This is a genomic window from Rhodococcus sp. NFXS4 (assembly GCF_058139645.1).
Window position 1 is genome coordinate 1,961,190 of the sequence record NZ_CP192221.1, and the last position, 20,961, is coordinate 1,982,150.

Here is a 20,961-nt window from a genome sequence, read left to right on the forward strand (position 1 = left end):
CGCCGAGTCTGCATCTGCGCGGCGTCGTGCTGCCCGGCCACGACGAGGTGGACGTCTGGGTGCGAGACGGCCTCGTCTCACTGGATCCGGTTCCCGGTGCCACCACGGTGGCGCGGGGCGGCTGGATCGTTCCGGGTCTCGTCGACGCGCACTGCCATGTCGGTATCACGTACGGCGGCGGGCACGAGGATCACGACGGCACCGTCGCGCAGGCCACCACCGAGCGCGAGGTGGGTGCGCTGCTGCTGCGTGACGCGGGATCGCCCGTCGACACCCGCGCACTCGACGACCACGAGGATCTGCCGCGCATCATCCGCGCGGGTCGGCACATCGCGATGCCCAAGCGCTACATTCCCGGCCTCGCCGTCGATCTCGAGGACGAGTCGCAACTGCCCGAGGCCGTGGCTCAGCAGGCGCGCCTCGGCGACGGGTGGGTCAAGCTGGTCGGCGACTGGATCGACCGCGAGGTCGGCGACCTCGCACCCTTGTGGGACGACGCGGTCCTGCGCCGGGCCATCGACGCCGCCCACGCCGAGGGCGCCCGGGTCACTGCGCACGTCTTCGGCGAGGACGCGCTGCCCGGGCTGATCGGTGCCGGCATCGACTGCATCGAACACGGCACCGGCCTGACCGACGAGACCATCGAGATGATGGTCGAGCACGGAACCGCACTGGTGCCCACGCTCATCAACATCGAGACCTTTCCGTCGATCGCCGACTCGGCCACCCGCTACCCGCGCTACGCCGATCACATGCGCGATCTGCACGCCCGAGTGGCGGACACGGTGGGGCGCGCGCACGACGCCGGAGTCCCGATCTACGCGGGCACCGACGCGGGCGGCAGCATCGAGCACGGGCGGGTGGCCGACGAGGTGGCGGCGCTGGTGGGCGTGGGCCTGTCGCCGACCGACGCCCTGGGTGCGGCCAGTTGGACGGCGCGGCGGTGGCTCGGGCGTGCGGGCATCGAGCACGGCGCACCCGCGGATCTGGTGTTCTACTCCACGGACCCACGAACCGGGCCGGACGTCCTGTCGGCGCCGGACGTGGTGGTGTTGCGCGGCCGGATCTGGTGACCGGCGGCTCCGATGGTCAGCGTGCTCGGTAGCGGCGTTCCGGGCGCCCTGCCCGGCCGTACTGCAGACGGACGTCCAGCACGCCGCAGGCCAGATAGTGTTCGAGGTACCGGCGCGCGCTGACTCGCGAGATGCCGACGGCTTCAGCGCATTCCGTGGCCGACAGCTCGGCTCCTCCGGTCATCTGCCCGAGTACCACGCCGCCGGTCTCCGGCGACAGACCCTTGGGCAGCCGGGCGGCGGCGTCCGAAGTCGACTGGTCCGGCCGCGCTGCGGCACCGAACAGCGAATCGACGAGTGACTGATCAGCCTGCCCGGAGGACAGGGCATCGAAGCGCGCGGCGAAGGCGTCCAGCTTGTCGCGCAGCTGCGGATACTCGAAGGGCTTGATCAGGTAGTCCGCGGCGCCGCCGCTCAAGGCATCCGCGACGGTGTCGAGTTCCCTTGCGGCGGTGATCATGATGACGCCGACGGGATTCTTCTCGGCCCGCAAGGCACGGAGCACGTCGAGTCCCGAGGCGTCGGGCAGGTGCACGTCGAGAAGGACGAGGTCCGGGGTCAACTCGGTGATGCTGGTCCGGGCTGCCGCCGCGGAGTGCGCGACACCGACCGCCGTGAAGCCAGGTGTGTGGTCGACGAAGCGGCGGTGGATGTCCGCCACCATGAAGTCGTCGTCCACCACCAGCACCGTGGGCACTCGGGGTACGTCCTCTCTCGTCGGGTCGGGAATGTGCAGAACCTAACCGAGCGGCATGCGGACGCGGAAACGGGCACCGCCGGAATCTGCGTCCTCGATGGTCGCGGTGCCGCCGTGCTGCACGCTGACCAAGCGGACGAGCGCGAGACCGATGCCGCGTCCGCCGGGAACGTCCGTCTTGGACGTCACGCCCCGCGAGAAGATCAACTCGCGCATCTGCGGGGGAACTCCGGGGCCGGAGTCGACGACCTCGACACACAGTTCCGGATCGTCACGGACGAGCACGGTGATGGAGCGATCGCCGTGGTCGCGGGAGACGTCGAGCGCGTTGTCCACGAGGTTGCCGAGGACGGTGATGACGTCCGTCGACAGCGCCGGATCGAGCGCACCCAGATCCGACTCCGGATCCAACACGAGCCGCACCCCGGCCTCGGCGGCGAGCGACGTCTTCGCGATGAGCAGTGCCGCCACCGCCGGGTCGTGGACGTGCGCCGTGATCGAATCGCTGATCTCCGCGCGGCGGCGGGTGAGCGTGCCCACCAACCGGGTCACGTCGTCGTAGCTGCCCAGCTGTGCCAAGCCGGAGATGGTGTGCAGCTGGTTCGCGAATTCGTGGGTCTGGGCGCGCAGGGTGTCGGTCACACTCTTGTGCGACGTCAGTTGGCTCTGCATCGAGGCGAGTTCGGTGCTGTCACGCATTGTGGTCACGGTGCCGATGTGCTGCCCGCGGTTCTCCGCACGGCGACTGGTGGCACTGCGGCGATTGAGGGCCAGGACCCGCGTCGAGGTGGTGACGACGACGTCCTCGACGTCACCGTCGGACAGAAGTACCTCGCGTATCCCGGCGTCGATGTCGACCTCGGCGACGTGATTCCCGACGACGCTCGGCTGTAGATCCAGCAGGGCGCACGCGCTGTCGTTGATCATCGTGATCCGGCCGTCGTTGCCGACGGCGATGACGCCTTCACGGATGCTGTGCAGCAACGCTTCTCGGTGGTCGGCAAGGCTCGCGATCTCGGTGGTCTCGAGCCCGAGAGTGTGGCGACGGATGCGCCGGGAGAGCAGCCACGATCCCGCGGCACCGACGCCGGCGCCTATTCCGAGATAGATCAGGAGGCGAGCACCGGAGTCGGACAACAGCATCCACGTCGAGGGATAGTTCTCCGACACGGTGACCACAGCGATCACACCACCGTCGGTGTCGAGGATCGGCACGTGTCCGGCAATGGAAGGGTGGCCCTCCACGTCGACGTCGCCGTACCAGCCGCGGCCGCCGAAGACGTCGCTGTCACCGAGTTCTGCGGCGGATCCGACGCGGGTCGGATCGGTGGACACCAGAACCTCGCCTTCGGTCGAGACGATCTCGGCCAGGGTGGCTCCGGAGAGAGACACCGCGCGGTCGACATCCGGCGCGAGCACTTGTTCCACCAGCGGCGCGTTCAGCTGCTCCCGCACGATCGGGGTGGAGGCCAGGCTCTCCGCGACGGACAGCATGCGCCCGCCCTGGATGTCCCGGAACTCGGTGGTCGACTGATGAATCGAGATCGCGGCCACGGCCCCCAACACCACGGCGACGACGGCCAGTTGCAACACGAGGAACTGGCCGGCCAGCGACCTGCCGCGCGCGTGCCGGACCAGGGCGGTCCGGGTCGACCGTCGTGACCACAAAGAACTCAACTTTCCTTGGTAACGAATGGGTGACCTGAATCACTGAAACATCCATGATTGCTCTCGATCACAGTCTTACATCACGATCGAGACGAATCGAGGACCGATGCCGAGAAGGCTGACAGCCGTTCTGGCGCTCGTACTCCTGCTGGCGGGGTGCGGCGTCACGCGGGGCGACGAGGGCGAAGGTCTGCACCGCATCCGCATGATGGTGCCCAACAGCCCCGGCGGCGGATACGACCTGACGGCGCGCACGGCCGTGAAGATCATGGAGGACGACGACATCACCGGTCGTGTCGAGGTGTTCAACGTCATCGGCGCCGGTGGCACTGTCGCCATGGCCCGTCTGATGAACGAGTCGGGTAACGACGACCTCATGATGATGATGGGCCTGGGTGTGGTCGGCGCGGGATACACGAACGGGTCCGCTGCCCGAGTGTCCGACGCGACTCCGCTGGCCAAGGTGGTCGAAGAGCAGGAGGGCATCCTGGTACCCGCCGATTCGCCGTTCACCACGGTGAACGAGCTGGTGGAAGCGTGGCGCGCGAATCCGGGGTCGGTGACGATCGGTGGCGGCTCGTCGCCTGGCGGCCCGGACCACCTGTTCCCGATGGAGACCGCGCAGGCGGTGGGCGTCGATCCCACCGCGGTCAACTACATCTCCTACGACGGCGGCGGCGATCTGCTGACGGCGTTGCTGGGCAACAAGATCACCGCGGGCACGTCGGGTCTGGGGGAGTACGTCGACCAGATCGAGGCGGGCCAGGTCCGTGTTCTCGCCGTCTCGGGAGCGGAGCGCGTTCGCGGGGTCGACGCCCCCACGCTGCGCGAGGCCGGCATCGATCTCGAATTCACCAACTGGCGCGGCATTCTCGCGCCGCCCGGACTCTCCGACGAGGTCCGCGCCGAGATGGTCGAGGCGCTGACAGAGCTGCACGCCACGACGGAATGGAAGGACGCACTGATGACCAACGGCTGGACCGACGCTTTCGAGACGGGACCGGGCTTCGAGCAGTTCCTGCGCGAGCAGGACGAACGGGTCGAGTCGACTCTGACCGAACTGGGGCTGGTGTGACGGCCACGGTGGAACGACCGGACGACGCGGCTCCGCAGAACCGTCCGGACTGGGCGCAGTTCGTCGTCTGCGCGGTCATGCTGGTGGTGGGGATCTTCCTGATCGTCGACGCCCTGTCCCTGACGGCCGAGTTCGCGAAGGTGGACCCGGTGGGCCCCAAGCTGTTCCCGCTCGTCATCGGCGCCGGCCTGCTGGTGTGCTCCGTGCTGCTGGCCATCGCCACCGCGCGCGGCAGCAAGGGCACCCCCGACGACGGTGAGGACATCGACACGTCCACGCCGGCCGACTGGAAGACGGTGGGACTGCTGGTTGCCCTGTTCGTCGCCACGATCGCACTGGTCGACGTTCTCGGCTGGGTGATCATGGGCGCCGTGCTGTTCGGCGGCGCCGCGACGATCCTGGGCAACAGGCATTGGATCCGCAATCTCGGGATCGGTCTGGTGCTCTCGCTCGTCAGCTTCTACGCGTTCTACGTCGGACTCGGGATCCCGCTGTCCGCAGGCATCCTGGACGGAATTCTCTGATGGACAATCTGAACTGGCTCATGGAGGGGTTCTCCCAGGCTGCGACGCCGATGAACCTGCTCTACGCCTGCATCGGTGTGCTTCTCGGCACCGCCGTGGGAGTGCTCCCCGGAATCGGCCCGGCCATGACGGTCGCGCTGCTGCTCCCCATCACCTACAACGTCAGTCCCAGTGCGGCGTTCATCATGTTCGCCGGCATCTACTACGGCGGTATGTACGGCGGTTCGACGACCTCGATCCTGCTCAACACGCCGGGTGAGTCGTCGTCGGTGATCACGGCCATCGAGGGCAACAAGATGGCGAGAGCGGGTCGAGCTGCACAAGCGCTCGCGACCGCTGCCATCGGGTCGTTCATCGCCGGCTCGATCGGCACGATGCTGCTGGTGCTCTTCGCCCCGATGGTCTCTCGGTTCGCCGTATCCCTGGGTGCGCCGTCCTATCTGGCCATCATGCTGCTGGCCCTCGTCGCCGTGACCGCGGTCCTCGGCTCGTCCAAGCTCCGCGGGTGCATCTCGCTGCTGCTCGGACTGTCCATCGGACTGGTCGGCATCGACTTCCTGACCGGCCAGCCGCGTGCCACATTCGGTATCCCGCAGCTGTCGGACGGCATCGACATCGTCGTGATCGCCGTCGCCGTGTTCGCCCTCGGCGAGGCTCTCTGGGTCGCCGCGCACCTGCGTCGCAAGCCGGCCGAGGTCATTCCCGTCGGGCGTCCGTGGATGGGTAGAAGCGACTGGAAGCGGTCGTGGAAGCCCTGGCTGCGCGGAACCGCGTACGGCTTCCCGTTCGGTGCTCTTCCCGCCGGCGGCGCCGAACTACCGACATTTCTGAGCTACATCACCGAGAAGAAGCTGTCGAAGCATCCCGAGGAATTCGGCAAGGGCGCCATCGAGGGCGTCGCCGGACCCGAGGCCGCCAACAACGCGTCCGCGGCCGGCACCCTGGTCCCGATGCTCTCACTGGGGCTGCCCACCAATGCCACCGCCGCGGTCATGCTCACAGCGTTCGTCTCCTACGGCATCCAGCCCGGCCCTACGCTGTTCGACAAGGAACCGCTGCTGATCTGGACGCTCATCGCCAGCCTCTTCATCGGCAACTTCCTGCTGCTCGTGCTGAACCTGCCGCTCGCGCCGGTGTGGGCCAAGCTCCTGCGTACTCCGCGTCCGTACCTGTACGCCGGCATTCTGTTCTTCGCCGTCCTGGGTGCGTACGCCGTCAACCTGCAGTGGCTCGACCTGGCGATGCTGTTGATCTTCGGCCTGTTGGGGCTGATGATGCGGCGCTTCGGACTCCCCGTGCTCCCGCTGATCATCGGTGTGATCCTCGGACCGCGCATCGAACGTCAGCTCCGCCAGACGCTGCAACTCAACGAAGGCGACTGGAGCGGCATCTTCACCGAGCCCATCGCCGTGGTGGTCTACGCGATCATCGCCGTCCTGTTGATCGCGCCGTTGCTGGCCCGTCTCGTCCGACCCCGTGTGTCCGCCACCGCGGACCGGGAACTTCAGAAGGAGAACGCATGATCGTCGTCGGCTACACCCCGGACAAGTATGGCCGAGCCGCCCTCGAGCACGGCATCGCCGAGGCGAAGGCGCACGGCACCGAGGTGACCGTGGTCAACGCCTCGAAGGGCGATGCGCTGGCCGACCCGCACTTCGCCGACTCCGCGGCGGTGGACCAGTTGCAGAGCACGCTCGAGTCGTCCGGCGTGCCCTTCACCGTCGAGCAGGACACCACCACCGATCCGGTCGAGGCTCTGCTCACCGCGATGGAGAAGCCCGACGCCGACGTCCTGGTCATCGGCATCCGGCACCGCACTCCGGTGGGCAAGCTGTTGATGGGCAGCACCGCGCAGCGGATCCTGCTCACGTGCCCCAAGCCGGTGCTGGCGGTGAAGCCGGAGGACTGACGGGCGGGTCCCCGGGGACGGGAAGGCCGAGGATTATGAGGGGCGGGCAGCGTCTGGCAGAATAAGTCGCTGTTCGCCCGTCTCCGGTTCCGTACCGAGCGGCGGTCACAACACCCATCCACCGCAAAACCGGGTGCGCATGCCGTGCGCATCGCTGAATTGCGCCGTGACCAGCGGTCGCGTCCTGCGACCACATCGAAAGAGGCTTCGTTTCACATGGCAGTCAAGATCAAGCTCACCCGTCTCGGCAAGATCCGCAACCCGCAGTACCGTGTCGTCATCGCCGACGCGCGTACCCGTCGCGGTGGCCGTGCCATCGAGACCGTCGGCAAGTACCACCCGAAGGAAGAGCCGTCGCTGATCGAGATCGATTCCGATCGCGTGCAGCACTGGCTGAGCGTGGGCGCACAGCCCACCGAGCCCGTCGAGGCACTCCTCAAGATCACCGGTGACTGGCAGAAGTTCAAGGGCCTGCCGGGCGCCGAGGGCACGCTCCGCGTCAAGGAGCCGAAGCCGTCCAAGCTGGACCTGTTCAACGCTGCGCTCGCCGCCGCCGACAACGAGCCCGTCGCCGAGGCCACCACGCCGAAGAAGAAGAAGGCCGCCAAGGCCGACGACGCCGAGAGCGCACCGGCAGACGAGACCGCCGACGCCACCGCCGAGTCCACCGAGAAGTAGGACCCACCTGTGAGCACCATGGTCGCCGACGCCGTCGAGCATCTGGTTCGCGGCATCGTGTCCAATCCGGACGACGTTCGTGTCGAGATGATCACCGGTCGCCGTGGCCGGACCGTCGAGGTGCACGTGCACCCCGACGATCTGGGCAAGGTCATCGGCCGTGGCGGTCGTACCGCCACCGCGCTCCGTACCCTCGTCTCGGGTATCGGCGGCCGTGGGATCCGTGTCGACGTCGTCGACACCGATCGCTGATCACCGACGTGGAGCTCGTCGTGGGCCGCGTGGCCAAGTCGCACGGCATCAAGGGCGAGGTCGTCGTGGAGGTCCGCACGGACGATCCTGACGAGCGGTTCGCTCCGGGATCCGTTCTGCACGGCCGTGCGCGTCGCGACAACAGCACGACCGACTACACGGTGGAAGCCGCCCGGGAGCATTCCGGGCGGCTTCTGCTGCGTCTGAAGGGAATCGACGATCGCAGTACCGCCGACGCGATGCGCGGCACCCTGTTCGTCGTCGACACCGCGGATCTACCCCCGTCCGACGATCCGGACGAGTTCTACGACCACGAGCTCGAGGGCATGACGGTGCAGTTCGCTCCGGATCACGAGTCGGCGGGCACGGTGATCGGCACGGTCAGCGAGGTGCTGCACTCCGCTGCGGGGGAGTTGCTGTCGATCACGCCGGCCGACGAGAACGTCGGCCGCGAACTGCTCGTACCGTTCGTGTCCGCGATCGTGGTGTCGGTCTCCCGCGAGACGCGGATCGTCGAGATCGACCCGCCCGAGGGGCTGCTGGACGGCGAGTGAGCATGCGTATCGACGTGGTGACGATCTTCCCCGAGTACCTCGAGCCCATGCGTACCGCGCTGCTGGGCAAGGCCGTGCAGAACGGTCTGGTGACCCTCGGTGTCCACGACCTCCGGGACTGGACACACGACGTGCACAAGGCGGTCGACGACTCGCCCTACGGCGGCGGCCCCGGCATGGTCATGAAGCCGACGGTGTGGGGAGACGCGTTGGACGACGTCATGCGCGACGCCGACCCGATCCTGGTGGTGCCCACGCCCGCCGGAGTGCCCTTCACCCAGCGCACCGCCGAGAGATGGTCGCGCGAGGATCATCTGGTGTTCGCATGCGGCCGCTACGAGGGCATCGATCAGCGAGTCTTCGACGACGCGGCGACCCGGGTGCGCGTCGAGGAGGTCAGCATCGGGGACTACGTGCTCATCGGCGGCGAGGCCGCGGTGCTGGTGATGACCGAGGCCGTGACGCGGCTGCTGCCCGGCGTCCTGGGCAATCAGCTCTCGCATCAACAGGACTCGTTCTCCGACGGTCTCCTCGAGGGGCCGGGCTACACCCGACCGGCCACGTGGCGCGGCCTGGACGTGCCGCCGGTCCTGTTGTCCGGCAACCACTCCCGCATCGAACAGTGGCGGCGGGAACAGTCGCTCGAGCGCACCGCTCAGCGCCGGCCCGACCTCCTGCCCTGACGCGATCTCTCAGGCGACGACCCCGGTGGGGAACAGGATCTTCAGCGCGCCGGTGACGGTGACGCGCGCGTGCTTGGCGCCGTCGTCGTCCGTCACCGCGGTGTCCGCCGTCGTCTCCGCGCTGCCGCCGTCCGCGCCGTACCAGGGATCCTCCCGCGAGAGCACCGCCACCACGTAGCGTTCTCCGTCGCCGACGAACCCCGTGCTCAGGTGGATCCACCGACCGTCGACGCAGCACATCCACCCTTGCTTGACCCCGCGGACCGTCTCGCCGGGGAGTGCCCGCGGGATGCCGAAGGTCTGGGGATAGCCGTCTGCCCCCTCGGGGGTGAACGCCTCGAGGTCTCCGACGACGGTTGCCCGGTCCGCCGGGTTCAGTCCGCCGGTGCCGTCGAGGACGGCGTCGTAGTACCGCACCAGGTCCGCCGCGGTGGTCCGGGTGTTCCACCAGATCCCGTCCGCCGACGCGGCGGTGGCGGGCAGGCCGTAGCGGCCGGCGACGCGTGCCACGACGTCGGATCCACCGGCGGCGTCCCACAGGACCTGTGCCGCACTGTCGTCCGACGACGAGAGCATCGGCGCGATGAGGGCACGGGACTCCTCGTCGAGGGCGAACTCGCCGCGCGACGAGCGGTAGAGCAGATCGTCGGCGATGAACAACTTGACCACCGACGCCGTCTCGATCGGATCGTTGTCACCGGAACCCATGTACGTCCCGGTCTCCCGGTCGAGGAAGCCGATGGAGAGCGTGGCGCCGCGAGCGGCCGCGCCGTCGAGTGCTTGCTGCAGGCGGCCGGTGAGGTCCGGTGCCATGGGCATCTCGGGTTCGGGGAACTCCGGTGCGACCGGGATCGTCGTCGCGGCCGGCTCGGCCGGCTGCGCGCAGGCCGCCGCCATCGTGGTGGCGAGCGCCACCGCCGCCATCATGGTGGAGGCTCGTCGCAGGCGCGCCGAAGGAGTTGTCACGTGACTACCGTTCTGTCATCGAGTGCCCCCACATTCGAGAGTGGACGTACCGGGCGCGGGGGCGCTCGGAACCCGGGGCGGCACCGTCACTCCACGGTACCGGCGCGGTAGGGTCCATCGCCGTGACGACCGCTGTGAAATCTGTCAATCGCCGGATCGCCGATGAGCTCGACGTCGCGGAGGAGCGCGTACGCGCCGCCGTGGACCTGCTCGACGGGGGTGCGACGGTGCCGTTCATCGCGCGCTACCGCAAGGAGGTCACGGGCACGCTCGACGACACCCAGCTGCGCACGATCGACGAGCGACTGCGATACCTGCGCGAGCTCGACGAGCGCCGCGCCGCGATTCTCGAGTCCATCCGCTCGCAGGGCAAGCTCGACGACGCGCTCGAGGACTCGATCGTGCTCGCGGACACCAAGGCGCGCCTCGAGGACATCTACCTCCCGTTCAAACCGAAGCGCCGCACCAAGGCGCAGATCGCGCGCGAGGCCGGCCACCAGCCCGTGGCGGACGCCCTGCTGTCCGATCCGACCACCGATCCGACGTCCTTCGACGAGGAGCAGCTCGCCGGTGCGCGCGCGATCCTCGTCGAGCACTTCGCCGAGGACGCCGACCTCGTCGGGTCGCTGCGCGAGCTGATGTGGACCCGTGGCCGGTTGACCAGCGCGATGCGACCGGGCAAGGAGACGGACGGTGCGAAGTTCTCCGACTACTTCGCGTTCTCCGAGTCCTTCACCTCCGTTCCGTCCCATCGAGTACTGGCAGTCCTGCGCGGGGAGAAGGAGGAGGTGCTCTCCCTCACGATGGATCCGGAGCCGAACACCGACGAACCCGCACCCGGTACCGCGTCGGTGTACGAGACCCGCATCGCGGCGCGCTTCGGTATCGGCGACCACGGCCGTGCGGCCGATCGGTGGCTCCTGGACACGGTGCGATGGGCTTGGCGGACCAAGCTTCTGGTCAGCCTGGGCATCGACACCCGCATGCGCCTGCGGCAGTCCGCGGAGGAGCGCGCGGTCGACGTCTTCGCCTCCAACCTTAAGGACCTGCTGTTGGCTGCGCCCGCCGGCAGTCGCACCACCATGGGCCTCGACCCCGGGTTCCGCACGGGAACCAAGGTCGCGATCGTGGACCCCACCGGCAAGGTCCTCGCGTACGACACCATCTATCCGCACAAGCCCCAGGGCAAGTGGAACGAGGCGCTCGCGACGCTGGCCGCACTGGCGGCGAAGCACCGTGTCGATCTGCTGGCCATCGGCAACGGCACCGCGTCGCGTGAGACCGACGCGCTGGCGGCGGAACTCATCGCGAGGTACCCGGACGCGAACCTGACCAAGGCGATGGTGTCCGAGGCCGGCGCCTCCGTGTACTCCGCGTCCGCCTACGGGTCGCGCGAACTGCCCGATCTCGACGTCTCGATCCGCGGCGCGGTCTCCATCGCCCGTCGTCTGCAGGATCCCCTCGCGGAACTGGTGAAGATCGACCCGAAGTCGATCGGCGTGGGGCAGTACCAGCACGACGTCTCGGAATCCATGTTGGCGCGTTCCCTGGGCGCCGTCGTCGAGGACGCGGTGAACGCGGTCGGCGTCGACGTCAACACCGCCAGCGTGCCTCTGCTCGCGCGCGTCTCCGGCGTGGCCACCACTCTCGCCGAGTCGATCGTCGCGCACCGCGACGAGAACGGCCCCTTCCGATCCCGATCCGCACTGCAGAAGGTTCCGCGGCTCGGGCCCAAGGCCTTCGAGCAGTGCGCCGGGTTTCTCCGCATCACCGACGGCGACGACCCCCTCGACCGGTCGAGCGTGCACCCCGAGGCGTATCCCGTGGTGCGCCGCATCGTCGACAGGGCCGGCATGGGAGTCCGTGAGGTGATCGGCAACGAGCGAGTGCTGCGGTCCCTGCGCCCGCAGGACTTCGTCGACGACCGGTTCGGACTCCCGACCGTCACCGACATCCTGTCCGAGCTCGAGAAGCCCGGCCGCGATCCGCGTCCGGAGTTCGCCACCGCCACCTTCGCGGCCGGTGTCGAGAAGGTCGCCGACCTCCGACCGGGCATGGTGCTCGAGGGAGTGGTGACCAACGTGGCGGCCTTCGGCGCCTTCGTCGACGTGGGCGTGCACCAGGACGGACTCGTCCACGTCTCGGCGATGTCCGACCGCTTCGTCTCGGACCCGCACGACGTCGTCAAGTCCGGACAGGTCGTGCGCGTGAAGGTCATGGAGGTCGACCTGCCGCGCCAGCGGATCGGCCTGTCCCTGCGACTGACCGACGAGATCGGCGGTACGGCAGCGGCATCGGCTCCACGCGGCGGGTCGGGAGGCCAGGGCGCCCGGAACCGGCAGAAGACCGGAGCCGGACCGCGCAAGGGAGCGCAGTCCTCGGCACCGGCCGCGGCAACGGGATCGATGGCCGATGCCCTGCGGAAGGCGGGCTTCGGAAAGTAGAGGGTGTCGCGGCGGCGCGGATAGACTTCCTCGTCACAGGACGGGCACGGCAGGAAGGCGCTGCGATGGAGCGGTGGATGCACCACGTCTCCGACGAGGGGCGCATCCCGCTGCTGTTCTTCCTCGTCGGGTTCATCGCCGGGTTCGTCTTCATCCGGTTCAGCGTCCGCATGATCCGCGCGCAGGTGTCCTGGTGGCCGGGCAACGTCACGCCGGGCGGACACCACGTGCATCACGTGGTGTTCGGTGTGGTCGCCATGCTGGTCTCGGGTATCGCGATGATCACCGTGTACGTCGACGGCACCCAGACCACGGGCGCGGCGCTCGCGGCGTTCTTCGGTATCGGTGCGGCACTGGTACTCGACGAGTTCGCGCTCATCTTCTATCTGGAGGACGTGTACTGGGCCGAGCAGGGCCGCACCTCCGTCGACGCGGTCTTCGTCGCCGTGGCCGCCACCGTCATGCTGCTGTTCGGTCTCAAACCGCTCGAGTTCTTCGACGTCGCCGGCTTCCGTGACGATCCCAGCGTCGCGGTGCGGAGCATCATCGTCGTCCTGGCCGCGCTCAATCTCCTCCTCGCCGCGATCGTCCTCGCGAAGGGCAAGATCTGGACCGGGCTCGCCGGCCTGTTCTTCCTGCCGCTGCTCGTGATCGGCGCGATCCGGATCGGCCGGCCGGGGTCACCCTGGGCGCGCTGGCGCTACACCCGACGCCCGCGGCGGATGGAGAAGGCCCTGCGGCGCGAGCGCAACCTGCGCCGTCCCGTCGTCCGCGCGAAGATCTGGATGCAGGACGCCATCGCGGGCACGCCCGACGTCGCGCACGTGCGCGCCGCTGCCGAGGACGAACTCGATCGCATCGTCCTTCCGGCGCCGGCGCCGGGGGAGTCGCGCCCCGATCGCGAATCGGTCGGCGCGGGCTGATCCGGCCGATTTCGTCGGGCACCGGTTCTCTGGCACAATCGTGGGGTTGCCTGACACCGGGCGTGCTACTCGCATGCCCGGCATCCGGTGGACACCTATTCGGAGTACGAACCAGTCGAGCGTCGACGGCATCCGCCGACGGCAGCCGCTCGGGTCCTCTGCTCGAGATCTCGTCACAGCAAGGATGAACCATGAACACCCTGGATTTCCTGGACAAGCAGTCGCTGCGCAGCGACATTCCCGAGTTCCGCCCGGGCGACACACTGAACGTGCACGTGAAGGTCATCGAGGGCTCCAAGGAGCGCGTGCAGATCTTCAAGGGCGTCGTCATTCGGCGTCAGGGTGGCGGCATCCGCGAGACCTTCACGGTCCGCAAGGTGTCCTTCGGCGTCGGCGTGGAGCGCACCTTCCCCGTCCACACCCCGAACATCGCCCAGATCGACGTGCTGACCCGCGGTGACGTGCGTCGCGCGAAGCTGTACTACCTGCGCGAGCTGCGCGGCAAGGCAGCCAAGATCAAGGAGAAGCGCTGATCTTCGGCGTTCCACTCGCTGGACGGCCGGACACAGGGGACTCGTTCCCCGGTGTCCGGCCGTTCTGCGTCCCGGCCGTTCTGCACCGCGGCGCTGCCGCTAATCTTGACCCGTGACGGACGAGCGCGCGGGCGACGACAACGACGAGGCGCAGCGAACCAAGAAGCCACGGTCCTTCTGGCGTGAGCTCCCGATTCTCATCCTGGTCGCCCTGGTGCTCAGCTTCCTCTTGCAGACCTTCGTCGCGAGGGTGTACCTGATCCCCTCGGAATCGATGGAGCCGACCTTGCACGGCTGCACTGGTTGCACCGGTGACCGCATCGTCGTGGAAAAGATCGGGTACCGCTTCGGCGATCCGACGGCCGGTGACGTCGTCGTGTTCCGCGGACCGCCGTCCTGGGACGGCGACTACGTCTCCACGCGGTCGTCCAACGTCGTCGTCCGCGGCGCCCAGGAACTCGGATCCCTCGTCGGCCTGGTCGCACCGGACGAGAACGATCTGGTCAAGCGCGTCATCGCCACCGGCGGTCAGACCGTCGAGTGCTGCGACGAGCAGGGACGCGTTCTCGTCGACGGCAAGCCGCTCGACGAGCCGTACATCACCATGGACTTCGACTTCGTGCCCGGCACGCTCACGTGCGACACCCCGATCCGTTCCGGGCGGTGCTTCGGGCCCGTCACCGTGCCCGAGGGCAACGTGTGGGTCATGGGTGACAACCGCAGCAACTCCGCCGACTCGCGCTTCCACGTCGCCGACGAACTGCAGGGAACCATCCCGCTGGACAACGTGATCGGCAAGGCGCAGGCCATCGTGCTGCCGCCCGGTCGCTGGGGTCTCATCGACGATCCGGACATCCAGGGGCAGTGAGTTCGGGGCCCATGAAGTCGACCACGCGGCTCTCCCGGACGTCGTGGCCGCCGCGCACCGTCATCCGGCGTGCGGGTGGTATGCGCACCATGGAGTCGGCACTTCTCCGGTCGGGTCTCGGGCCCGTGGCGGGCGTGGACGAAGCGGGTCGTGGCGCCTGTGCGGGCCCACTGGTCATCGCCGCGTGCATCCTGGGCGATCGCGCCCGCGCCGCGCTGGACCTTCTGGACGACTCGAAGAAGTTGAGCGAGAAGACGCGGGAGTCGTTGTTTCCGAAGGTGATCCGCTGGGCGACGGCATACTCGATCGTCACCGTCCCCGCGGCCGAGATCGACCGCATCGGTATCCACGTCGCCAACATCGAGGGCATGCGCCGCGCGGTCGCCGGACTGTCGGTCGACCCCGGGTACGTCCTGACCGACGGTTTTCGGGTGCCCGGGCTTCCCGCGCCGTCACTCCCGGTGATCGGTGGTGACGCCACCGCGGCATGTATCGCCGCCGCGAGCGTGCTCGCCAAGGTGCATCGCGACCGCATCATGCGCTCACTCGACGGAGACATTCCCGGCTACGACTTCTCCGTACACAAGGGCTACAACACGACGCTGCACACGGACGCCCTCGCCCGTCTCGGGGCGAGCCGGGAGCACCGTCGCTCGTGGTCGAACGTCGCCTGCCTCGAGGATGCCGGCGCCGCACCGACGGTGTCGCCGCAGGAGCGGGGTCGATGGGAACACGAGGGCGCCGATGCGCGATGATGGCGGCATGAGTGCCGAGGATCTCGAGAAGTACGAAACCGAGATGGAACTGTCGCTGTACCGGGAGTACCGCGACATCGTCGGCCAGTTCACCTACGTGGTGGAGACCGAGCGTCGCTTCTATCTCGCGAACTCGGTGGAGATGATCCCGCGGAACGCGGACGGCGAGATCTACTTCGAGGTGCGGATGTCCGATGCGTGGGTGTGGGACATGTACCGACCCGCGCGCTTCGTCAAGCACGTCCGGGTGATCACGTTCAAGGACGTCAACATCGAGGAACTCGACAAGCCGGATCTGCGACTTCCTGAGTGACGGGGACTTCCCGAGTGACGGGGACTTCCCGAGTGAATCAGCGCTGATCCGTTCCCAGGATGCGCGCGTTCAGGTGCCACCCCTCGTAGCCGTCGTCCACGCCGCCGCGCTGGTCGTGCTCGATCGACGCGCGCGGAATGGACAGGATGCGTGCCGTCCGTAGCGCCCACGAGTAGTCGCCGCACCCCACCTCCCTGGTCGATTCCCGACCCAGCGCATCGTTCGACGTCCACAGCAGTGCATAGGGGTGAGCGGGCCGCCGATCGTCCGGCACGCGGCGGAGAAGGAACTCACTGCTGGACGGCGTCCCGCTCGCCGACGAGTCGCGTGCAGTGTTCATGACCCGATCATCGCAAACCCCACGGCCGAGCGCCGCGCAACAGGGGGTTTCGGTGGTCCGTCATCCCCGGGTCGAGCGTCGTCCCCGGGTTTTCTGCGGCCGCAGGTCGGCGCCGCGGCACGGTCGCCGCGTGCCTGCACAGTCGTGCTCCGACACCGGGTGTGCCCACCACCGGGCACCGGGTCGGCGAGGGGAGCCATGGCGACGAACGCGGAAATGGGCAGAGCGGGCGAGGAAGCTGCCGCGTCGTATCTGACGACGGTGGGTCTGCGCATTCTCGACCGCAACTGGCGGTGCCGGCACGGCGAGGTCGACATCATCGGCGTGGACGGCGACATCGTCGTGTTCGTCGAGGTGAAGACCCGCTCCGGCGACGGGTACGGCACTCCGGCCGAGGCGGTCACGCCGGCGAAGGCGCAGCGCATCCACCGGCTGGCCGGGCTGTGGCTCGCCGAGCGGTCCGGTCCGTGGGTGCCGGTGCGGTTCGACGTCGTGGAGGTCGTGATCGCCGACGGCCGGGGGCCTCTGCTCTCGCATCTGAGGGCGGCGTTCTGATGGCGCTGGGACGGACGTTCTCGGTCGCCGTCACGGGCATCGACGGCATCCTCGTGGAGATCGAGGCCGACGTGGGGCGGGGCCTGCCGGGCGTGCACGTGGTCGGACTCCCCGATGCGGCGCTGCAGGAGTCACGGGACCGAGTGCGGGCCGCGGTGAACAACTCCGGCCAGAGCTGGCCCGCGTCCAAGGTGGTGCTCGCGCTGTCGCCGGCCACACTCCCCAAAGTGGGATCCGTGTACGACCTGGCACTGGCGTGCGCGGTGCTCGGCGCCGCCAAGGTGGTGCCGCCGGGTCTGTTGGCCTCGACGGTGCTGGTGGGTGAGCTGGCACTCGACGGGCGGGTGCGGAGCGTGCGAGGGGTCCTTCCCGCCGTGCTCGCCGCACGCGGAGCGGGATGGACCCGCGTGGTGGTGCCGCAGGACAGCCTCGCCGAGGCGGGCCTGGTGGGCGGGATCGAGGTCCTCGGTGCCGCGCATCTGCGGCAGGTGATCGAGTGGCTCTCGCACCGGTGCACTCTCCCGGAACCGATGCCGACACGGCCGGGTCCCGAGCCCCGGTACGGCGATCTCGCCGACGTGGTCGGACAGTCCGAAGCACGCTGGGCTCTCGAGGTCGCGGCCGCCGGCGCACACCATCTGATGTTCACGGGACCGCCCGGTATCGGCAAGACGATGCTCGCGGGTCGGCTGCCCGGCCTGCTGCCGCCGCTGACGGAGGGTCAGGCCCTGGAGGTGACGGCGGTGCACTCCGTCGCGGGGACACTCACGGCGGAGTGTCCGTTGATCACCACCGCCCCGTTCATCGCGCCGCATCACACCACCTCGGTAGCGGCACTGGTGGGCGGCGGAAGCGGCATGGCGCGACCGGGTGCGGTGAGCCGGGCGCACCACGGCGTGCTCTTCCTCGACGAGTGCGCCGAGATGTCGGTGCGCGTGCTGGAGGCACTGCGTACCCCGCTGGAGGACGGCGAGGTGCGCATCGCGCGGCGCGACGGGGTCGCCCGCTATCCCGCTCGCTTCCAACTGGTGCTGGCGGCCAATCCGTGTCCGTGCGCCTCGCCGCGGACCGCCGACTGCGTGTGTGCGCCGAACGCCCGTCGGCGCTACCTCGGCAAGCTGTCCGGACCACTGCTCGACCGGGTGGACCTGCGGCTGTCGATGCAGCCCGCTGCGACCGGAATGTTGACCGACGACGTGGGGGAGACGACCGAGGTGGTGCGCGGCAGAGTGACGGCAGCGCGGCAGGCGGCGGCGGAACGGTGGTCCGAGTTCGGCTGGCAGACCAATGCCGAAGTACCCGGGTCGGCACTGCGACAGCGCTTTCGGCTCGAACGCGAGGCGTTGATCCCGATCGAACGGGCGCTGCGGCGCGGTGGCATCACGGCGCGGGGCGCGGACCGCATCCTGCGCTTGGCCTGGACGCTCGGCGACCTCGAGGGGCGGATGTCTCCGGGACCCGAGTGCGTGGCGTCGGCGATGAGTTTTCGCGAACAGGGGAGTGGCGTGTGAGTGGAGCGGAGAATCCGGAGACGCTGGCGTGGGCGTACGTCTCGACGGTGGTGCAGGGTCCGTCGCGCGCCGTCGAGCAGCTCATTGCCTCGCGCGGAGTGGTGGACGCCGCGGCGACGATGCGCACCGGGGACGTTCCGAAGGCGGTGTGGGACCGCGTGTCGGCGCGGGCACATCTCGACACCGCCGCGGCGAGCCTCGACCTGATGGCTGCGATGGACGGTCGACTGGTGGTGCCGTCGGACGAGGAGTGGCCCGCCTGGCGGTTCCTCGGATTCGAACGGCCGGACGGGGCTCTGCCGACTCGCGACGGCGGTGCGCCGTTGGCGTTGTGGGTGGTGGGTCCGGCGCCGGTGGCGTCGTCCACGGAGCGGGCGGTGGCCGTGGTGGGAACGCGCGCGGCGACGAGCTACGGGGAGCACGTGACGGGTGAGATCGCGGGAGACCTGGCCGTGGACGGGTGGACGGTGGTCTCCGGCGGCGCGTACGGCATCGACGGTGCGGCGCATCGCGCCGCGCTGGGCGTGGGCGGCTGCACGGTGGCGGTGCTGGCGTGCGGCGTCGACCGGGCGTACCCGGCGGGGCACGAGCGTCTGCTGCGGAGAGTGTCGGAGACGGGTGCGGTGGTGTCGGAGTATCCGCCGGGCACACCACCCGCCCGGTACCGCTTCCTCTCCCGCAACAGGCTGGTGGCCGCACTGTGTGACGGCGTGGTCGTGGTCGAGGCGGGATGGCGCAGCGGGGCGCGTAACACGGCGTCGTGGGCACGGGCACTGGGGCGACCGGTCATGGCGGTACCGGGGCCGGTGACGTCCGCGTCGTCGACGGGGTGCCACCGGATGATCCGCGAGGGCGAAGCGCGTCTGGTGACGGGTGCCCGGGACGTGGTGGCCGAGGCGGGTGCGGTGGGTGCGGGTGTCGAGGACGACGACGACCGGGACGCCCTGTTCGGCCGCGATCTCGATCGCCTGCCGCAGACTCCCGCCCGCGTGCTGGACGCGTTCCCGGCCACGGGAGCCCGAACGGTGCAGCAACTGTCCGTGGACTCCGGCGTGCCCGTGTCGGCGGTGCGGTCAGCGCTGGTGGTCCTCGAGATCGAGGGACACGCCGGCCGCGACGAGGCGGGATGGGTGCGCATCGAGAAGATCCGGTGAGGGCTGTGCCGGGAGCAGGTCCTCTGCCCGCAGGGAGGTGCCGGGCAGGATCGCGTCGCGCAGGTCCGGCTTGACGCCGCTGATGATCCAGGTGCACAGCGCGGCGAGCTGAGCGGACACGAGCGGCGGTACCGCGTCCCCGATGTGGCGGTACATGTTCGACAGCGATCGCGCGCGGAACACGTAGTCGTCCGGAAAACCGTTCAGCAGGGCCAACTCTCGCACCGTGCACAGCCGGTCCTGCTCGGGGTGGGTGTAGCGGCCGTTGCCGAAGTGGGCGCACTCCCGTTTGACGGTGGGCGCGGGACGGTCCCACCACAGTCGGCCGTAGACGTCGGGGTGCGACCCCAGGCGCCCGGCGGCGACGAGGCGCTGCATCGCGGGCGTCAGGTGGTCGTCGCCGCCGGGGGCGGACCTGAGGTCGAGCCAGGAACCGCCGTCGTGGGGGAGGGCGTGGAGGCGGCGGCGGGTCGACTCACGACCGATGCTGGGCGAGAGGTGCATCGGATCGCCGGACGCCGTCTCACCGGCCTCGACGCGGGGCAGGTGGCCGATCGCGCGACGCACCGTGATCGCCTCCGGTGCGATGGTCGTGCCCTCCCACAATTCGGAAAGAGTGTGCAATTCGTGATCGCGCCGCACCGCGACCACCAGGGATCTCTCGCGTCGTTGCGGTAAGCCGACCGTACTGAGCATGTGCACCGAGGCATCGACGTCGTAGCCGAGGTGATCCAACCGCAGAGCCAACGCGTCGAGATGACCACGGAAATTACCGCCGACCAATTCTCGTGCGTTTTCCATGACGAGGACGATCGGGCGCAGAGCCTCGACGGAGTCGGCGACACGGGTCACGAGCGAATTGCGTGGATCGTCGGTGAGATGATTTCGAGGATTTGCACGGGAGAAGCCGGTGCACGGCGGGCACGCGCTGAGTACGTCGAGTGGTCGTCCGTTCAGACGCGGGGCGAAGAGTCGCGCCAACTCGGCCCCGGTGACAGCGGAAAGATCCACGGCGTGCGGCACCGTTCCGATATTCGCCTCATAGGACGCATTGCATTCGAGAGATCCGCGCGCACTGCTCGGTTTACCCAGTTGTGCGTCCGCCGCGCCGACGACATCGAAGGCGCCGTGTCGTGCGAAGCCGCAACTCATTCCGCCCGCACCGCTGAAGAGATCGACGAAAGTCAGCGAACCGGACGGTCTCGTCGTCGACGACACGGCACGCGTTTCCGAGAAACTCTGTGCGGTCATCCGTGAACCCTTCGTGGCCGACGTCGACGGGAGTGGCCGCGTCGAGTTTGCGTCCGTCACAGTACCGGCGACCGCGGTGAGCCCGATCGTCCCGTGTCGGTCACGAACAACAGGTCGTCGAATTCACGACCGAGATATCGTGATTCGGATGTTGTCAGGGCGGTGTCGGGTCGGTGTCACGATGTCGGCCATCTCGGCTGTTATCTTGGAGGAAATTCTTTCTCCACCCGGTACC

General features: G+C 68.8%; 23 protein-coding genes. 18 read left to right on the forward strand and 5 right to left on the reverse strand.

Features of this window, described 5'->3' with window-relative positions; genetic code table 11:
- Positions 1-8 precede the first annotated feature (8 nt).
- Complete coding sequence (locus tag J4E04_RS09180; protein WP_222637819.1) at positions 9-1,073, forward strand: amidohydrolase family protein; 1,065 nt, start codon at positions 9-11, stop codon at positions 1,071-1,073.
- A gap of 16 nt (positions 1,074-1,089) precedes the next feature.
- Here J4E04_RS09180 and J4E04_RS09185 read toward each other — a convergent pair whose 3' ends face one another.
- On the reverse strand, positions 1,090-1,770 hold the full coding sequence (locus J4E04_RS09185; protein ID WP_156380502.1) for a response regulator: 681 nt from the start codon (positions 1,768-1,770) through the stop codon (positions 1,090-1,092).
- Between the two features lie 42 nt (positions 1,771-1,812).
- On the reverse strand, positions 1,813-3,438 hold the full coding sequence (locus tag J4E04_RS09190; RefSeq protein WP_490150526.1) for a sensor histidine kinase: 1,626 nt from the start codon (positions 3,436-3,438) through the stop codon (positions 1,813-1,815).
- 106 nt (positions 3,439-3,544) lie between these two features.
- On the opposite strand from J4E04_RS09190, the gene J4E04_RS09195 reads away from it, so the two are divergent.
- From J4E04_RS09195 to trmD, 8 genes are all read left to right on the forward strand, one after another.
- Complete coding sequence (locus tag J4E04_RS09195; protein ID WP_027505015.1) at positions 3,545-4,513, forward strand: Bug family tripartite tricarboxylate transporter substrate binding protein; 969 nt, start codon at positions 3,545-3,547, stop codon at positions 4,511-4,513.
- Positions 4,510-5,037, forward strand: a complete 528-nt coding sequence (locus tag J4E04_RS09200) for a tripartite tricarboxylate transporter TctB family protein (protein WP_490150384.1) — start codon at positions 4,510-4,512, stop codon at positions 5,035-5,037. Before J4E04_RS09195 ends, J4E04_RS09200 begins: the two co-directional genes overlap by 4 nt.
- Positions 5,037-6,560, forward strand: a complete 1,524-nt coding sequence (locus J4E04_RS09205) for a tripartite tricarboxylate transporter permease (RefSeq protein ID WP_051613188.1) — start codon at positions 5,037-5,039, stop codon at positions 6,558-6,560. Before J4E04_RS09200 ends, J4E04_RS09205 begins: the two co-directional genes overlap by 1 nt.
- Complete coding sequence (locus J4E04_RS09210) at positions 6,557-6,946, forward strand: universal stress protein (RefSeq protein WP_027505017.1); 390 nt, start codon at positions 6,557-6,559, stop codon at positions 6,944-6,946. The genes J4E04_RS09205 and J4E04_RS09210 overlap by 4 nt, the downstream gene beginning before the upstream one ends.
- A gap of 216 nt (positions 6,947-7,162) precedes the next feature.
- Complete coding sequence (rpsP, locus tag J4E04_RS09215) at positions 7,163-7,624, forward strand: 30S ribosomal protein S16 (RefSeq protein WP_027505018.1); 462 nt, start codon at positions 7,163-7,165, stop codon at positions 7,622-7,624.
- A gap of 9 nt (positions 7,625-7,633) precedes the next feature.
- Complete coding sequence (locus tag J4E04_RS09220) at positions 7,634-7,876, forward strand: RNA-binding protein (protein WP_027505019.1); 243 nt, start codon at positions 7,634-7,636, stop codon at positions 7,874-7,876.
- A gap of 8 nt (positions 7,877-7,884) precedes the next feature.
- Positions 7,885-8,430 (forward strand): ribosome maturation factor RimM, encoded by a 546-nt coding sequence (gene rimM, locus J4E04_RS09225; RefSeq protein ID WP_490150385.1) that lies wholly within the window; start codon positions 7,885-7,887, stop codon positions 8,428-8,430.
- A gap of 2 nt (positions 8,431-8,432) precedes the next feature.
- Positions 8,433-9,113: a tRNA (guanosine(37)-N1)-methyltransferase TrmD gene (gene trmD / locus J4E04_RS09230; protein ID WP_056445343.1), complete on the forward strand. Its 681-nt coding sequence runs from the start codon at positions 8,433-8,435 to the stop codon at positions 9,111-9,113.
- A 9-nt stretch (positions 9,114-9,122) separates the two neighbouring features.
- Here trmD and J4E04_RS09235 read toward each other — a convergent pair whose 3' ends face one another.
- Positions 9,123-10,079 (reverse strand): serine hydrolase, encoded by a 957-nt coding sequence (locus J4E04_RS09235; RefSeq protein WP_235578931.1) that lies wholly within the window; start codon positions 10,077-10,079, stop codon positions 9,123-9,125.
- 122 nt (positions 10,080-10,201) lie between these two features.
- Between J4E04_RS09235 and J4E04_RS09240 the strand changes: the two genes are divergently transcribed.
- The 6 genes from J4E04_RS09240 (at position 10,202) to J4E04_RS09265 (ending at position 15,915) form a co-directional block, all read left to right on the forward strand.
- Entirely contained in the window at positions 10,202-12,523 is a 2,322-nt protein-coding gene (locus tag J4E04_RS09240) for a Tex family protein (protein ID WP_490150386.1), read from the forward strand.
- A gap of 65 nt (positions 12,524-12,588) precedes the next feature.
- A complete protein-coding gene (locus tag J4E04_RS09245; protein WP_373428283.1) occupies positions 12,589-13,446 on the forward strand; it encodes a hypothetical protein in 858 nt (285 codons plus the stop codon).
- A 191-nt stretch (positions 13,447-13,637) separates the two neighbouring features.
- Complete coding sequence (rplS, locus tag J4E04_RS09250; RefSeq protein ID WP_027505024.1) at positions 13,638-13,979, forward strand: 50S ribosomal protein L19; 342 nt, start codon at positions 13,638-13,640, stop codon at positions 13,977-13,979.
- Positions 13,980-14,091: 112 nt separating this feature from the next.
- A complete protein-coding gene (gene lepB, locus J4E04_RS09255) occupies positions 14,092-14,847 on the forward strand; it encodes a signal peptidase I (RefSeq protein ID WP_222630753.1) in 756 nt (251 codons plus the stop codon).
- Between the two features lie 11 nt (positions 14,848-14,858).
- Positions 14,859-15,602: a ribonuclease HII gene (locus tag J4E04_RS09260; protein WP_056445340.1), complete on the forward strand. Its 744-nt coding sequence runs from the start codon at positions 14,859-14,861 to the stop codon at positions 15,600-15,602.
- Between the two features lie 7 nt (positions 15,603-15,609).
- Positions 15,610-15,915: a DUF2469 domain-containing protein gene (locus J4E04_RS09265; protein WP_027505026.1), complete on the forward strand. Its 306-nt coding sequence runs from the start codon at positions 15,610-15,612 to the stop codon at positions 15,913-15,915.
- Positions 15,916-15,952: 37 nt separating this feature from the next.
- On the opposite strand, the gene J4E04_RS09270 is transcribed toward J4E04_RS09265, so the two are convergent.
- A complete protein-coding gene (locus tag J4E04_RS09270) occupies positions 15,953-16,255 on the reverse strand; it encodes a hypothetical protein (protein WP_056445054.1) in 303 nt (100 codons plus the stop codon).
- A 198-nt stretch (positions 16,256-16,453) separates the two neighbouring features.
- On the opposite strand from J4E04_RS09270, the gene J4E04_RS09275 reads away from it, so the two are divergent.
- From J4E04_RS09275 to dprA, 3 genes are read left to right on the forward strand one after another with little or no spacing between them, the layout of a single operon-like run.
- Entirely contained in the window at positions 16,454-16,810 is a 357-nt protein-coding gene (locus J4E04_RS09275; RefSeq protein ID WP_222630762.1) for a YraN family protein, read from the forward strand.
- Positions 16,810-18,321 (forward strand): YifB family Mg chelatase-like AAA ATPase, encoded by a 1,512-nt coding sequence (locus J4E04_RS09280; protein WP_056445051.1) that lies wholly within the window; start codon positions 16,810-16,812, stop codon positions 18,319-18,321. Before J4E04_RS09275 ends, J4E04_RS09280 begins: the two co-directional genes overlap by 1 nt.
- Complete coding sequence (gene dprA, locus J4E04_RS09285) at positions 18,318-19,475, forward strand: DNA-processing protein DprA (RefSeq protein ID WP_235578930.1); 1,158 nt, start codon at positions 18,318-18,320, stop codon at positions 19,473-19,475. Before J4E04_RS09280 ends, dprA begins: the two co-directional genes overlap by 4 nt.
- On the opposite strand, the gene J4E04_RS09290 is transcribed toward dprA, so the two are convergent.
- Positions 19,395-20,726 carry a DNA cytosine methyltransferase gene (locus tag J4E04_RS09290; RefSeq protein ID WP_082544494.1) on the reverse strand — a complete coding sequence of 444 codons (1,332 nt, stop codon included), beginning with the start codon at positions 20,724-20,726 and terminating at the stop codon, positions 19,395-19,397. The two genes, dprA and J4E04_RS09290, sit on opposite strands and share 81 nt — an antisense overlap.
- Positions 20,727-20,961: the final 235 nt, after the last annotated feature.

What these genes read in the sequence shown, in the direction of transcription:
- J4E04_RS09195 (WP_027505015.1), top strand. Translation starts at nt 3,545, where the DNA reads ATGCCGAGAAGGCTGACAGCCGTTCTGGCGCTCGTACTCCTGCTGGCG.
- J4E04_RS09205 (WP_051613188.1), top strand. Translation starts at nt 5,037, where the DNA reads ATGGACAATCTGAACTGGCTCATGGAGGGGTTCTCCCAGGCTGCGACG.
- J4E04_RS09210 (WP_027505017.1), top strand. Translation starts at nt 6,557, where the DNA reads ATGATCGTCGTCGGCTACACCCCGGACAAGTATGGCCGAGCCGCCCTC.
- rpsP (WP_027505018.1), top strand. Translation starts at nt 7,163, where the DNA reads ATGGCAGTCAAGATCAAGCTCACCCGTCTCGGCAAGATCCGCAACCCG.
- trmD (WP_056445343.1), top strand. Translation starts at nt 8,433, where the DNA reads ATGCGTATCGACGTGGTGACGATCTTCCCCGAGTACCTCGAGCCCATG.
- J4E04_RS09245 (WP_373428283.1), top strand. Translation starts at nt 12,589, where the DNA reads ATGGAGCGGTGGATGCACCACGTCTCCGACGAGGGGCGCATCCCGCTG.
- rplS (WP_027505024.1), top strand. Translation starts at nt 13,638, where the DNA reads ATGAACACCCTGGATTTCCTGGACAAGCAGTCGCTGCGCAGCGACATT.
- J4E04_RS09260 (WP_056445340.1), top strand. Translation starts at nt 14,859, where the DNA reads ATGAAGTCGACCACGCGGCTCTCCCGGACGTCGTGGCCGCCGCGCACC.
- J4E04_RS09265 (WP_027505026.1), top strand. Translation starts at nt 15,610, where the DNA reads ATGAGTGCCGAGGATCTCGAGAAGTACGAAACCGAGATGGAACTGTCG.
- J4E04_RS09270 (WP_056445054.1), bottom strand. Translation starts at nt 16,255, where the DNA reads ATGAACACTGCACGCGACTCGTCGGCGAGCGGGACGCCGTCCAGCAGT.
- J4E04_RS09275 (WP_222630762.1), top strand. Translation starts at nt 16,454, where the DNA reads ATGGCGACGAACGCGGAAATGGGCAGAGCGGGCGAGGAAGCTGCCGCG.
- J4E04_RS09280 (WP_056445051.1), top strand. Translation starts at nt 16,810, where the DNA reads ATGGCGCTGGGACGGACGTTCTCGGTCGCCGTCACGGGCATCGACGGC.
- J4E04_RS09290 (WP_082544494.1), bottom strand. Translation starts at nt 20,726, where the DNA reads ATGACCGCACAGAGTTTCTCGGAAACGCGTGCCGTGTCGTCGACGACG.